Origin of the sequence: Lentzea sp., from assembly GCF_035525475.1 — a bacterium.
In the GTDB taxonomy this organism is placed as follows: domain Bacteria; phylum Actinomycetota; class Actinomycetes; order Mycobacteriales; family Pseudonocardiaceae; genus Lentzea.
Genome location: NZ_DATLEC010000040.1, coordinates 1 through 14739 on the forward strand (window position 1 = coordinate 1; position 14739 = coordinate 14739).

6 protein-coding genes are annotated in these 14739 nt (G+C 70.6%); all 6 read left to right on the plus strand.

Features of this window, described 5'->3' with window-relative positions; all coding sequences use genetic code 11:
• A partial coding sequence (locus VM306_RS06150) for an AMP-binding protein (RefSeq protein WP_325511803.1) occupies positions 1-1921 on the plus strand: 1921 nt, incomplete at its 5' end.
• A 28-nt stretch (positions 1922-1949) separates the two neighbouring features.
• Positions 1950-9179: a non-ribosomal peptide synthetase/type I polyketide synthase gene (locus VM306_RS06155; RefSeq protein ID WP_325511806.1), complete on the plus strand. Its 7230-nt coding sequence runs from the start codon at positions 1950-1952 to the stop codon at positions 9177-9179.
• 9 nt (positions 9180-9188) lie between these two features.
• Complete coding sequence (locus VM306_RS06160) at positions 9189-12278, plus strand: amino acid adenylation domain-containing protein (RefSeq protein WP_325511808.1); 3090 nt, start codon at positions 9189-9191, stop codon at positions 12276-12278.
• Positions 12271-13428, plus strand: a complete 1158-nt coding sequence (locus VM306_RS06165; protein ID WP_325511810.1) for an acyl-CoA dehydrogenase family protein — start codon at positions 12271-12273, stop codon at positions 13426-13428. Before VM306_RS06160 ends, VM306_RS06165 begins: the two co-directional genes overlap by 8 nt.
• A gap of 3 nt (positions 13429-13431) precedes the next feature.
• Complete coding sequence (locus VM306_RS06170; RefSeq protein WP_325511812.1) at positions 13432-14178, plus strand: thioesterase II family protein; 747 nt, start codon at positions 13432-13434, stop codon at positions 14176-14178.
• 256 nt (positions 14179-14434) lie between these two features.
• The gene (locus VM306_RS06175) at positions 14435-14707 is read left to right on the plus strand and encodes a hypothetical protein (RefSeq protein WP_325511814.1); all 273 of its coding nucleotides are present in this window, start codon (positions 14435-14437) and stop codon (positions 14705-14707) included.
• Positions 14708-14739 lie beyond the last annotated feature (32 nt).

Genomic DNA, 14739 nt, shown 5'->3' on the forward strand with positions numbered 1-14739 from the left:
GGGTGTCGGCGGCGCGCTCGTGCTGCCGGAGCCGGACGCCGCGCGCGACCCCCGCCGATGGCGCGAGCTGGTCGTCGAACACGGCGTGACGGTGTGGAACTCGGTGCCCGCGCTGGCGGAGATGTTCTGTGCGCACGCCGAGGGCGAGCGGGGCGCGGTCGGGCTGAAGGTCGTGATGCTGTCCGGCGACTGGATCCCGGTGGATCTGCCGGATCGCCTGCGCGCGGTGGCGCCCGGCGTCGCCGTGATGAGCCTGGGCGGTGCCACGGAGGCCGCGGTGTGGTCGATCTTCCATCCCGTCGAGGAGGTCGATCCCGGCTGGGTGTCGATCCCATACGGGAAACCGTTGCGGAACCAGAGCTTCGCGGTGCTCAACGAGCGCGGTGAACGGTGCCCGGTGTGGGTGCCCGGCGAGCTGCTCATCGGCGGCGCCGGTGTCGCCGAGGGATACTGGCGCGACGAGGAGCGGACCGCGCGGAGCTTCGTGTCCGCTGTGGACGGTGGCAGGTGGTACCGCACCGGTGACCTCGGCCGGTACTGGCCGGACGGGGTGATCGAGTTCCTCGGCCGGGAGGACTTCCAGGTCAAGGTCGGCGGTTACCGCATCGAGCTGGGCGAGATCGAGCACGCGCTCACCTCGCATCCCGATGTGCGGCAGGCGGTGGTGATCGCGTCGGGCGAGCGGGGTGACAAGCGGCTGGTCGCCTTCGTCACCGCCGAGGAGAGGAAGGCGGAGGACGTCGGCGACGTCGAGCTGGATCCGGCCCGCCGGATGGAGTTCACCCTTGCCCGGCACGGCATCCGCGCTCTGTCCGGCGCGGTGGTGCCGCTGGTCGACGTCACGCGGCCACGCACGCGCTCCAGCCGCCGGGCGTTTCTCGGCGAGCCCGTGCCGTTCGAGCGGCTGAGCCGGTTGCTCGGCGCGCTGCGGGCCCGTGCGGGCGACCGGGCGTTGCCCACGTACGACTACGGGTCAGCGGGTGGCCTCTACCCCGTGCAGACCTATGTGTGGGTCAAGCAGGACCGGGTCAACGACCTTCCCGGCGGGGCCTACTACTACGACCCGGACGCACATCGGCTGGTGCGCTGCTCCGCGGACGAGGCCGGGCCCGGTCCGGACTTCGCGGCTGCCGGCAGGTCGCTCTACGACGGGTGCGCGTTCGCGATCTTCCTGGTGGCCGACCACGCCGCGATCGAACCGCTGTACGGCAGGCTCGCCCGCGACTTCACGCTGATCGAGACCGGACTGATCACGCAGCTGCTGGAGACCACGGCGCCCTGCTGCGAGCTCGGGCTCTGCCAGGTCGGCGCCACGCGGATGGACCGGATCACCGACCTGTTCGCGCTCGGCGAGACACACGAGCTGCTGCACGTCGTGGTCGGTGGCACGCCGGACGACGACCCTCCCGCGGAGGGCTCGCTCACCGAACGGCTGACCGAGCACCTGACCAGGCTCCTGCCCGGCTACATGGCGCCGTCGGTGATCCGCGTCGTCGACGAGCTACCCCTGTCCGGACAGGGAAAGGTCGACCGGGGCGCGCTGGCCGCACAGAGCGTGGCGGTCGCGCGGAGCACCGTGTACGAGGCGCCCGCGAACGAGCTGGAGCAGCTGGTCGTCGACGTGGTGCGCGAGGTGCTCGGCAGCACCGACGTCGGCGCGCGCGACAACTTCTTCGAGCTCGGCGCCAACTCGGTGCGGATCACCTCGATCTACCAGCGGCTGCGGGCAGTACTCGACCGGGACTTCCCGATGCTGACCGTGTTCGAGTGCCCGAACGCGCGAGCGCTCGCCCAGCGCCTCGGCGGCGCGGACGACGACCGTGCCGCCGCACGCACGGGCAGTGACCGAGGCAGGCGGCTGCGTGAGTCCCGGCAGCGGAACTCGGCGCAGCGGAATTCAACCCAGCGCCGCCGCTCCTGAAACCCCGACGTACCACGGAGGACTTCCAGTGTCCATCGAAGACACGAGCATGACGGACATAGCGGTCGTCGGGATGGCCGGACGGTTTCCCGGCGCTCGGGATGTGCACCGGTTCTGGCGCAACCTGAGCGAGGGCACCGAGTCGATCACGCCGCTCGACGAGGCCGACCTGCTCGCGGCGGGTATGCCGCCGGACGTGCTGGCGCAGCCGGGATTCGTCAGGGCAGGCGCACCACTCGACGACATCGACCTGTTCGACGCGGGCTTCTTCGGTTTCACCGCACGGGAAGCGGCGCTGCTCGACCCGCAGCAGCGGATCTTCCTCGAATGCGTTTCGGACGCGTTGGAGGACGCCGCGTGCGTGCCTTCCGAGCAGGACGTCATCGGCGTCTACGCCGGCGCGAACCTGCCGACCTACCTGATCTCCAACCTGCTGGCGGGTGCGCGCTTCACCCCGAACGCCACCGCGTTCGAGCTGATGATCCACAACGACAAGGACTACCTGACCACCCGCACCGCGTACAAGCTCAACCTGCACGGGCCGTGCGTCACGGTGCAGACCGCGTGCTCGACCTCGCTGGTCGCGGTACACCTGGCGTGTCAGGCGTTGCTGAACCAGGAGTGCGACGTCGCGGTCGCGGGCGGCGTCTCCGTCCGGGTGCCGCAGCACACCGGGTACGTGCACGAGGAAGGCCTGATCTTCTCCAGGGACGGGCACTGCCGCCCGTTCGACGCGGACGCGAGCGGCACGGTGTTCGGCAGTGGCGCCGGTGTGGTCGTCCTCAAACGGCTTCAGGACGCGCTGCGCGACGGCGACCACGTCGAAGCCGTCGTCAAAGCCTCCGCCACCAACAACGACGGTTCCCGCAAGGTCGGCTACACCGCACCGAGCATCGACGGGCAGACCAGCGTGATCGCCACCGCGCTCGAGGTCGGCGGGCTGGACGCCGCGACGATCAGCGCGGTCGAGGCGCACGGCACCGGCACGCTGATCGGCGACCCGATCGAGGTCACCGCACTGACGAGGGCTTTCCGCGAGCACACCGCGCAGTCCGGCTACTGCGCGCTCGGGTCGGTCAAGTCGAACGTCGGCCACCTGGACACCGCGGCGGGCATCACCGGACTGATCAAGGCGATCCTGCAGCTCAAGCACGAACAGCTCGTACCGAGCCTGCACTTCAACCGCCCCAACCCGCAGATCGACTTCGACCGCACCCCGTTCGCGGTCAACACGAGCCTGGTGCCGTGGAAGCCGAACGGCACACCGCGCCGGATCGGCGTCAGTTCGTTCGGCATCGGCGGCACCAACGCCCACGTGATCCTGGAGGAGGCGCCCCGGAAGGAGGCGGCGAGGACGACGGACGTGCCGCGGCCGGCGGATCGCGAGCAGGTCGTGCTGCTCTCCGCCGCTACGCCTGCCGCGCTCGACGACGCGGCCAGTCGGCTGGCCGAACACGTTGGCACGCAACCGGAGCTCGACCTGGCCGACGTCGCCTACACGCTGCAGACCGGCCGGGCGCACCGGCGCTATCGGCGCTCGCTCGTGTGCGCGGACCTCGCCGAGCTTCCCGGCCTGCTCGACGGTGAGGCGCCGGACCGGGTGTTCACCTGGGACAGTCGCGGCGAGGAGCCGGACGTGGTGCTGCTGTTCCCCGGCCAGGGCACGCAGTACCCCGGTATGGGCCGGGGCCTGTACGAGACCGAGCAGCTCTACCGCGACACCGTCGACGAGTGCCTCCAACTGCTGCGCCCGTTGCTCGACAGGGACCTCCGGGAGCTCCTGTTCGACGGCGAGGCCGCCGCGCTCACCGACACCCGGTACGCCCAGCCCGCACTCTTCGTCACGGAGTACGCGCTGGCGAGGCTGCTGGAGGAGAGGGGCGTACGGCCGGTGGGCATGGTCGGGCACAGCGTCGGTGAGCTCGTCGCCGCCTGTCTGGCCGGTGTGTTCACGCTGCCGGACGCGTTGACGGCGGTCGTCACCAGGGCACGCCTCATGGCGGAGCAGCCGGCGGGTGCGATGCTGTCGGTGGCGGCGAGCGAGGCCGTGGTGCGGCCGCTGCTGTCCGGCAACCTCGCGGTGGCGGCAGTCAACGCGGACGAACTGGTCGTCGTCTCCGGCCCGAGCGACGAGGTGACCGCGTTCGGGGATGCCCTGGCGGCCGAGGACATCACCGCGCGTCCGCTGCGGACGTCGCACGCGTTCCACTCGGTGATGATGGACCCGGCGGTCGAGCCGTTCGCCGAGCACCTGCGCTCGATCACGCTCCAGCCGCCGACGCGGCGCTTCACGTCCAACGTCACCGGCACCTGGATCACCGACGAGCAGGCGACCGATCCCGCCTACTGGGCGCGGCAGATCCGCGCGGGCGTGCGGTTCGCCGACTGCGTGCGCACCGCGACCACGGGCGGGAAGTTCGCTGTCGTCGAGGCCGGCCCCGGTCACGCGCTGGGCACACTGGCCAGGCAGAGCCTGCCGCCGCGCAGCGCCGTGCTCGCCACGATGCGGTCCGCCACCGACGAGCGGTCCGACGGCACGGCGCTGCGCGAGGCGCTCGGCAGGCTATGGGGCTTCGGTGTCGACGTCGTGTGGCCCGCTTTGCATGACACCGAGCGGCGCAGGATCGCGCTGCCGACGTATCCGTTCCAGCGCAGGCGCCACTGGGTCGAGCGGCCGGACGGCGGTGGCGTCGTCAAGCCCCTCCAGATCGCGCCGGATGCCGAGGACAACGACGACAGGTCGATGCTGCTCGCGGACTACGTGGCGCCCCGCGACGACCGGGAACGGCTCGCCGCCGGGGTGTGGGAGGAGTTCTTCGGGATCAGCCCGATCGGTGTGCACGACAGCTTCTTCGAGCTCGGTGGCCACTCGCTGCTCGCGTCCCGCGTCGTGACCAGGCTGCGTGAGCTCGGGATCGAGGTCACGTTGCAGCAGTTGCTCGCCGCACCCACCATCGCAGGCGTCGCCGCATCCGACGGACAGTCCACATCGGACGAGATGCCGGTCGCGGTGCCGGACCCGGCACACCGGTTCGAACCGTTCCCTCTGCTGGAGATCCAGCAGGCGCAGTGGATCGGCCGGTTCGGCAGCTTCGAGATGGGCGATGTCGCGGCGCACGTCTACCTGGAGTACGAGAGCGACACGCTCGACCTGGCGCGGCTGGAGACCGCGTGGCGCAAGGTGGTCGACCGGCACGAGATGCTGCGTGCGGTGGTGTTGCCGGACGGACGGCAGCAGGTGCTCGAATCCGTTGAGCCGTACCGCATCGTGGTGGACGACCAGGGCGCGGAGGCGGTGCGTGACCGGATGTCGGCGCAGATGCACAAGGTGGACGAGTGGCCGTTGTGGGAGGTGCGGGCGACCCGGAGCGATGACCGGGTGCGGGTGCACGTGAGTTTCGACCTGATCGGGGCCGACGTCGCGAGCTTCTTCTTCCAGGTGCAGCGGGACTGGCAGCGGTTCTACGAGAGCCCGGACTGGGCACCGGAGCCGCTGAGCCTGTCGTTCCGCGACTACGTGCTCGCCGAGGCCGCGATGCGCGAGACCTCCGTGTACGAGCGGTCGCTGGAGTACTGGCGGGAGCGGGTGCACAGCCTGCCGCCGGCACCGGAGCTGCCCACGCTCAGCGCCCCGTCTGGACCGGCCGAGTTCTCCCGCAGGCACGCCAGGATCGACGTCGGGCAGTGGAACCGGATCAAGCAGATCGCCGCGTCGCACGGCGTCACGCCGACCAGCGTGCTCGTGTCCGCCTACGCGGCGGTGGTCGGACGGTGGAGCAAGTCGCAGCACTTCACGCTGAACCTCACCGCCGTGAACCGGTTGCCGTTCCACCCCGAGGTCGACGAGCTGGTCGGCGAGTTCGCTTCGTTCAACCTGCTCGAGGTGGACCTGCGCGAGGCGCCCGCGTTCGGCGATGTCGTCCGGCAGGTCCAGCACCGCAGCTGGCAGGACCTCGAGCACCGGCACGTCAGCGGCGTCCGGGTGCTCCGCGAGCTGGCGCGGGTGCGCGGCTCGGCGACCGGAGCGCTGATGCCGATCGTGTTCACCAGCGCGCTGATGCAGGACCCCGTGACGACCGGTGGCCCGTTCGCCTGGCTCGGCACGCAGCAGCACGTGATCTCGCAGACCCCGCAGGTGTCGCTGGACCACTTCGTCATGGAGGTCGACGGCGCGCTCGACATGTCGTGGCACGCGGTGGAGGAGCTGTTCCCGGCGGGCGTACTGGACGACATGTTCGACACCTATCGCGCGCTCGTCGAGAGTCTCGTCGAGGAGGACGCGTGGCAGGTGCCGGGCGTCACGCTGCCCGCATGGCAGGAGACGGTGTTCGCCGAGGTCAACGCGACCGAGGGCGAGCTGGTGGACATGTTGCTGCACGAGGCGGTCTTCGCTCGCGCGCTGTCCGTTCCGGACGTCCACGCGGTGTGGTCGGACGACAGGTGGGTGACGTTCGGCGAGCTGGGCGGCCGAGCGGTGCGGCTCGCGGAGTCGTTGCGCGCCAGGGGCGTGGGCCGGGGCACCCCGGTCGGAATCGGTGTGCAGAAGGGCTGGCGGCAGACCGTGGCGGTGCTCGGCGTGCTCGCGGCAGGCGGGATCTACGTGCCGATCGCGCCGGACCTGCCGGAGGAACGCAGGCAGTGGCTCGCCGAGCACTCCGGCGTGGCGTGCGTCGTGAGCGAGATCGACGAGGATGATGGCTGGCAGTCGGCCGACATCGCGGGCTGGGAGTGCCCAGCGCGGCCCGACGACGTGGCCTACGTGATCTACACGTCCGGGTCGACGGGCACACCGAAGGGCGTGGCGGTCACGCACCGGTCGGCGCTCAACACCCTGGTGGACGTGTGCGCCAGGTTCGGAATCGGCGCGGGAGACCGGGTCCTCGGCCTGTCCTCGCTGAGCTTCGACCTGTCGGTGTTCGACGTCTTCGGTGTGCTCGGCGTCGGCGGCGCGCTCGTGTTGCCGGAACCGGATGCCGGACGCGACCCTGGCCGGTGGTGGGAGCTCGTGACCGAGCACCAGGTGACGGTGTGGAACACCGTGCCCGCGCTGGCCCAGATGCTCGCCGAGTATGCCGACGGCCGGTCGGACCACCTGCCGCTGCGGGTGATGCTGCTGTCCGGCGACTGGCTGCCGGTGGGTCTGCCGGACCGCGTGCGCGCGTTCGCGCCCGGTTGCTCGGTGGTGAGCCTGGGCGGTGCCACGGAGGCCGCGGTGTGGTCGATCTTCTTCCCGGTGCAGGAGGTGGACCCCGGCTGGGTGTCGATCCCGTACGGGAAACCGTTGCGGAACCAGAGCTTCACGGTGGTCAACGAGCGCGGTGAGCGCTGCCCCGTGTGGGTGCCGGGCGAGCTGCTCATCGGCGGTGCCGGTGTCGCGCGGGGATACTGGAATGACCAGGAACGCACGGCGCGCAGCTTCGCCGACGGCTGGTACCGCACCGGCGACCTCGGCCGGTACTGGCCGGACGGGGTGATCGAGTTCCTCGGCCGGGAGGACTTCCAGGTCAAGATCGGTGGCTACCGGATCGAACTGGGCGAGATCGAGCACGCGCTGCTGGTCCATCCCCAGGTCGCGCAGGCCGTCGTCACGGCGGCCGGCGACCGAGGCCACCGGCGCCTGGTCGCCTACGTGGTGTGTGAGGGTGATGACATCGAGGGGTTGCGGACCCACCTCGATGATCGGTTGCCGTCGTACATGGTGCCGTCGCAGTTCGTCGTGCTCGACCGGTTCCCGTTGAGCGGCAACGGGAAGGTGGACCGGGCGGCGCTGCCGGACCCGGCCGCCGACCGGGCAGGGGACGGCGATCCGATCGTCGACGACCGGCTGCGGGCACTCGTGGAGCAGCTGACCGCGATCGTCACCGATGTGCTCGGCAGGCCGGACGTCGGCCCGCACGACAACTTCTTCGATCTCGGCGGCGACTCGATCCTCGGTATCCAGGCGGTGACCCGCGCGAACGCGCTCGGGCTCCCGGTGACGCCACAGCAGTTGTTCGAGCACCAGACGGTGGCGCAGCTCGCGGGTGCGCTGGTGCGGTCCGGCATCGCGCCGGTGACGGCGGAGGCCGTCCCGCTCACGCCGTACCAGCGCGTACTGCTCGCCGATCGCGCCGAGTGGGTCCTGCTGGACACGACCGAGCATTTCGACGTGGGCGTCGCGGAGGAGGCGCTGGCCGAGCTGATGCTGCGGCATCCCGTGCTGCGGCTGGTGGTCGACCCCGACACCGGCGAGCAGCGGGTGCCGGCGGAGCCGGGAGAACGGCCGTACATCGCGGAGATCGACCTCTCCGCGCTGCCCGGTGACGAGCGAGCCGAGCTGATGAACCAGATGGTCGGCGAGATCGCGGGCGAGCTTGACCCGGCGACGGGCGAGATGGTCGAACTCGCGGTGTTCCACCTCGGTGAGGGCGAGCGGAAAGTCGTCTGGGTCGCGCACCGGCTGGTGATCGACGACCGGTCGTGGCAGATCCTGCTGGGTGAGTTCGCCTCGGCGTACGACCAGGTGTCGCGGGAGGAACCGGTGCGCTGGCTCGAGCCGGTGGGCCCGTACACCGCGTGGGCCAGGAACGTCGCGCTTCCCGCAGTCGGCGCCGGCGTCGGCGCCGCGCCGCGAGACCGGACGCTGGACCGCACCGTGCCGGCCGACTGGCGAGAAGAGACCTTCGCCGCGTTCCACGTGTCGCCGACCGAGACCCTCGCCGCGGCACTTCTCCTGGCGGTGGACGCACGGGTCGTCGTCTCGAGGAGCGCCGAAAGGGCCGGGGGTGCCGTCGACCTGAGCGCGACAGTCGGCCGGTTCACCACGCTGACCCCGTTGCCACGGCCTGGTTCGGACGCGGCCGTGCCCGACGTGATCAATGCCGTGAAGGACGGTTTCCGCACCATGACGGTGGACGAGGTGGAACTGTCCGATGAGGACGTTCTGCTGCACGAGGTGCCGGCCGACTGGCGGCTGGCGGGTCCGGCCCGGTTGCCCGCGGACTTCGCGGGACCGGAGCACCACGGCACGACGCCGGCCGGACCGCCGCTGGAGATCAGCGCTGTCGTGGTCGACGGCACGCTGAGGATCCGCTGGCGCCATCGGGAGAGCCACGACCCCACGGGGCAGGCCGACCGGTTCGAGCAGGCGCTCGATCGGATCGTCGCGCACTGCCGTGACGCGGCGGCCGGCTCCTACCGCACATCGGACTTCCCGCTCGCGGGGCTCGACGAGAAGAGCCTCGGCTCCTTCCTCGCCCGCTTCGGCGACGACGACTGAGAGGCATTGATGGCGAAGAACATCGAGGACCTGTACGGCCTGTCGCCGATCCAGCAGGGCCTGCTGTACGAGCAGTTGCACCAGCCGGCCAGCGGCGTGTACGTGGAGCAGCTCAGCCTCACGTTCACCGGCGCGATGCGGCCGGAGGAGTTCGGCAGGGCGTGGCAGGCGGTGGTCGACCGGCACCCGATCCTGCGCACCACGTTCCACTGGAACGACGGAGGAGAGCCGCTGCAGGTCGTGCACCGCACGGTGACGCTCCCGCTCGACCTGCAGGACTGGCGCGGGCAGGCGTCCGACGAGCAGGAACGGCGCTACCAGGAGTGGCTCATCGAGGAACGGCTCCAGGGCTTCGACCTGACCGCGGCGCCGCTGATGCGCGTGTCGCTGATCCGGCGCGACGAGCAGACCTGGACGTTCGCCTGGCGCTTCTCGCACCTGCTCATGGACGGCTGGTCTTTCGGGCTCGCGATCGTGGACTTCTTCGCCTGCTACCGCGCGCTGTACCGGGGCGAGGAACCGGTTCTGCCCGAAGCGGTGCCGTACGGGCGCTATGTCGGCTGGTGGCATGGCAGGACGACAACGACCGAGGAGAAGTTCTGGCGGGAGGAGCTGGCGGGTTTCACGCCTCCCGCTCCACTCGGGTTCGCCCCCGACCCGGTCGCGGTCGGCCGGATGGGGGTGCACGACTACGTGCACATCACGCTGGGCGACCTTGCCGACGACCTGCAGGCACTGGCGAAGAAACACCAGCTCACCCTGCCCACGATCACCCAGGCGGCCTGGATCGTGTTGCTCAGCCGCCATCTCGGCACCGACGACCTCGTGACCGGCGTGACGATCGCGCACCGGCCACCGGATCTCGCGGGTGCGGGCGGCATCCTCGGACCGATGATCGTGACGCTGCCGGTTCGCACGAGGCTCGACCCGGAGGAGCGGCTGTTCGAGTGGCTGCGCCGGTTCCAAGCCGAGCAGGCCGTGATGCGGGAGCACTGGTCGCTGCCGCTCGTGGAGATCCAGCGGCTCGCCGGCGTGCCGATGCCGTTGCTGCAGACCACCGTGTCGTACGAGAACGTGCCGATGCCGGAGATGAGGCTGGACGACGTCGAACTGTCCCTTGTGGACGCCGTGTACGACGGTCGTACGCACTACCCGATCACCATGGTCATCATGCCCGGCGACGACATGCCGCTGCGCATCATGCACGACCTGCGGCACTTCGGCAGGGATGCGGGCCGGGCCGTCGCGGCGCAGCTCCGCGCGCTGCTCGAACAGATGGTGCGCACCCCCGACACACGCATCGGCGACCTCGATCCCCGGCCACAGGAGGAGATCGCGGCCTTCACCGCCCACATCGGTGAACCGCTCGTGCCGGTGCCGCCGGGAACGCTGCAGGACCGGTTCGCGCAGTGGGTGCAACGGCAGCCGACCGCGGTCGCGGTGCGCTGCGGTGACGTCAGCATGACCTACTGGCGGCTCGACCAGACCGCCAACGGTATCGCACACCTGTTGCGGGCACGGGGGATCGGCCCCGGATCGCTGGTCGGCCTGTGCGTGGAACGCTCGGCCGACCTGATCGTCGCCGTGCTCGCGGTGCTCAAGGCGGGAGCGGCGTACGTGCCGCTCGACCCGGAGTACCCGCCGGAGCGGCTGCGATACCTGGCTGACGACGCGGACCTGCCGCTCGTGCTGGCGAGCGGCGCGGTCGCCGAGGTGGCGTCCGCGCTGGGCCGGCCTGTGCTGCGGCTCGACGACTGGACGCTCTGCCCGGAGGCCTCCGCGCCGCCGGTCGTCGACACGACCGAGGACGACCTCGCCTACGTCCTCTACACGTCCGGCTCGACCGGTCAGCCCAAGGGTGCCCGCGTCACCCACCGCGGCGTGCTCTCGCTGCTGTCGGCGGCGCGCGACACATTCGGTTTCAACTCCGACGACGTGTGGACGCTGTGCCACTCCTACGCGTTCGACTACACCGTCTGGGAAATGTGGGGAGCGCTCGCGCACGGCGGCGCACTCGTCGTCGTGCCACCCGGTCTCGCACGTGACCCCCGTGCGTTGCAAGACCTGGTGGCGGGGGAAGGCGTGACGGTCTTCAGTCAGACGCCCGCCGCGTTCGAGCAGTTCGTCCCGCGTGACGACCTCGCGCTGCGCTACGTGTTCCTGGGCGCGGACCGGCTCGACCCGCGCACGCTGAAGTCCTGGGCCGAGCGGGACGTGACGATGGTGAACCTGTACGGGCTCACCGAGGCCAGCGTGGTCAGCACGTTCCACCGGATCGGCAGGGACGAGATCGAGAAGGGCGACGGCGCGAGTGTGATCGGCTCCCCGCTGCCGAACCAGCGGCTGTACCTGCTCGACCCCTCCGGAAGGCCGGTCCCGATCGGGGTTCCCGGCGAGATCCACGTGTCCGGGCCCGCGGTAGGGCTCGGCTACCACGGGCGTGAGGAGCTCACCGGCCAACGGTTCGTGCCGGACCCGTTCGTTCCGGGTGAGACGATGTACCGCACGGGCGACCTCGCCCGCCGGCGCCCCGACGGCGAACTGGAATACCTCGGCCGCGCCGACGGACAGGTGAAGGTGCGCGGGTTCCGCATCGAGCCGGGCGAGATCGAGTCCGAGCTGCGGGCACATCCGAACGTCCACTCCGCCTGCGTGATCGTGCGGTCGGGCGCGCTGATGGCCTATGTGACACCGGACGGCGAGCGCGTGCCGGAGGCGGAGCTGTACCTCCACCTGCGGGAGCGGCTGCCAGCGCACATGGTGCCCGCGGCTGTCGGCTGGGTCGACGCGGTGCCGATGACGCCGAACGGCAAGATCGACCACGCCGCGCTGCCCGAGCTGCGGGTCGTCGGCCAGGCGGAGCCGAAGGTCGCGCCGCGGACCGAGCTCGAACGCCAGGTGATGGACATCGTCGCTGCGCAGCTCGGGCTGGAGGACTTCGGCGTGCTGACCGATCTCGGCCACCTCGGCCTGCACTCCGTGCTCGCGATGCGGTTGTCCGCTCAGCTGAAGGCGGCGTTCAGGGCCGACGTCCCGGTGAGCCTCCTGCTGGTGAACCCGACCGTCGAACGGATCGCGCAGGCGGTGGCGGGTGACTGACGAGGAGTGGCGGGACACCGTCCGCGAGTTCGCCGAGCAGCGGATCCGGCACCTGTCCGCGGAGATGGACAGGACGGCGCGGCTGGACGCGGCGCTGCGCGAGGAGCTGTTCGCGGCCGGCCTCATGGCGATCGAGATTCCGCGCGCCTACGGCGGCAGGGGCGGAAACCTCTTCGACGTGATGGTCGGCATCGAGGAGGTGGCGCGGGTCGATCCCGGTGTCGCGGTGACGGTCGACGTGCACAATGCGTTGATCGTCAGCACGATCCTCAGGCTGGGCAACGGTGATCTCAAACGTCGTTTCCTGCCCGCGCTCGCCCGTGGCTCGATCGGCGCGTTCGCCCTGTCCGAGGAACAGGCGGGCAGCGACGCGCTCAACCTGAAGACCGTCGCCGAGCCGGTGGCGGGTGGGTTCCTGTTGCGGGGCCGCAAGAAGTGGACCAGCAGCGCGGTGCACGCCGACCTGTTCCTGGTGTTCGCCGCGTCGCCGGACGGCAGGGAGGCCTCCGCGTTCCTCGTCGACCGCGGCGCGCCGGGGCTCACCGTCGCCGAACCGACCGACCAGCTCGGCGTGCGGGCCGCGGCGACGGCAGAGCTCACCCTGGACGGCGTTCTGGTGCGTGCCGTGGACGCCGTCGGCGGCGTGGGTGCCGGCCGGTCGGTGGCCTTGGAGGCGCTGGACATCGGCAGGCTCGGCATCGCGGCCCAGATGGTGGGGCTCGCGCAGGGCGCGCTCGAACTGAGCCTGCGGCACGCCGCACACCGCGAGCAGTTCGGCAGCCGGATCAACACCTTCCAGGGCGTGCAGTTCCCGATCGCCTCGGTGGCGACGCGCGTGCAGGCGGCGCGGGCGTTGACCTACGACGCCGTGCGAGCCGTCGAGCAGGGCTGCTCACCGGTGGAGCGACTGCGGATGTCCGCGATGGCCAAGCTGTTCGCGGCCGAGGTCGCCGAACACGCCGCGGGCGTCGCCGTCGAAGTGCACGGCGGCACCGGGTACGACCGGGCTCATCCGGTGGAGAAGCTCTTCCGCGACGCCAAGGCCGGCAAGATCTACGAGGGCACGGTGAACATCTTGTTGCGCACCATCTTCCCGACGCTGGCCGGCTCGCCGAGCGTGAACGTCGCCGTGCCGGTCGGGACGGGGTGACCAGTGCGCCCCCAGGTGTTCTGCTTTCCCTACGCCGGTGGGTCCGCGCGGGCGTACGTGTCGCTGCGGCAGGCGCTCCGCGAGGTGGCCGACCTCCACCTGATCGAGCTGCCGGGACGCGGCGGCCGGATCCGCGACCGGCCGACAGACCGGCTGGCGCCGCTGCTGGACGACCTGGTTCCTGCGCTGCTGCCACACCTCGACCAGCCGATCGTCCTCTTCGGACACAGCCTGGGCGCGGTGCTCGCGTTCGAGATCGCACGGCTGCTGCGGCGACGCCACGGCACGGTGCCGGCGCGACTGATCGTCTCTGGGCACCGCGCGCCGCATCTTCCGTTGCGGGAGGCGGAGATCCACCACCTGTCCGACGACGCGTTCGTCGCCAGGCTGCGTGAGTTGAACGGCACACCGGAGGAGGTGTTGCGCAACGAGGACCTCATGCGGATGCTGCTGCCCGCGTTGCGCGCCGACTTCACCGTCTCCGAGCGCTATCGGTTCTCGCCGGACGACCCGCTCGACTGCCCGATCTCGGTGTACGGCGGGACGAAGGACCCGGACATCCCGGTCACGGACCTGCACGCGTGGTCCTGGCACACGACGCGGCGGTGCCGGGTCGACCTGTTCACCGGTGACCACTTCTTCCTGCACACCCAGGAGGCCGCACTGATCAAGGCGCTGTGCCGCGACCTGCGCTCACCCGAAGCCGCTCCCTCCGCCAGGGCGGGGCGGAGCCGGGCCCGGATGGGATAGGGCGGCGACAGCTTGGTGGTCCGTACCAGGCCGTGTCCTGCAAGTCCGTTCGACTGTCGCGGACGAGACCTGCACGACACGGCTTGGACCACGTCTCATGCAGGGCATCGTCAGATCGCGCCGACCTGCGCAAACCGCGGTGGCGGTTCGCCGCCTGGCTGTTCGGAACGCCTGCAAGTGCTGAGCCTCTTCCATCCTGATCTTGCTGGTCACAAGATCAGATCAATCTGACCGGCAGCGGCAAACGCAGCTTCACGTGTTGTTCTGTACCGCGACGATCACGTTGTCCAATCGCACCCTCGACCACGTCGCACGCACATCCGCCGTCACCGTGCCGCGATGGGGGCCCGCCGGCGCCGCGTCACCCCCCGGCAGCCAGGCCCTGCTGGTACTCGTGGCACAGCTCGCGGCCTCGGTCTCCCACTACGCGCTGCTGTACGGCACCGTGATCCGCGTCGACCGAGTCCGCCACCAAAAGCCGCACTACTGCAGGAAAACCGCCACCACGGCATCACCCCGCAAGTGCTGACCGACCCCTGCGGCCGGCTGTCCTGGGTCTCG

What these genes read in the sequence shown, in the direction of transcription:
- VM306_RS06160 (WP_325511808.1), top strand. Translation starts at nt 9,189, where the DNA reads ATGGCGAAGAACATCGAGGACCTGTACGGCCTGTCGCCGATCCAGCAG.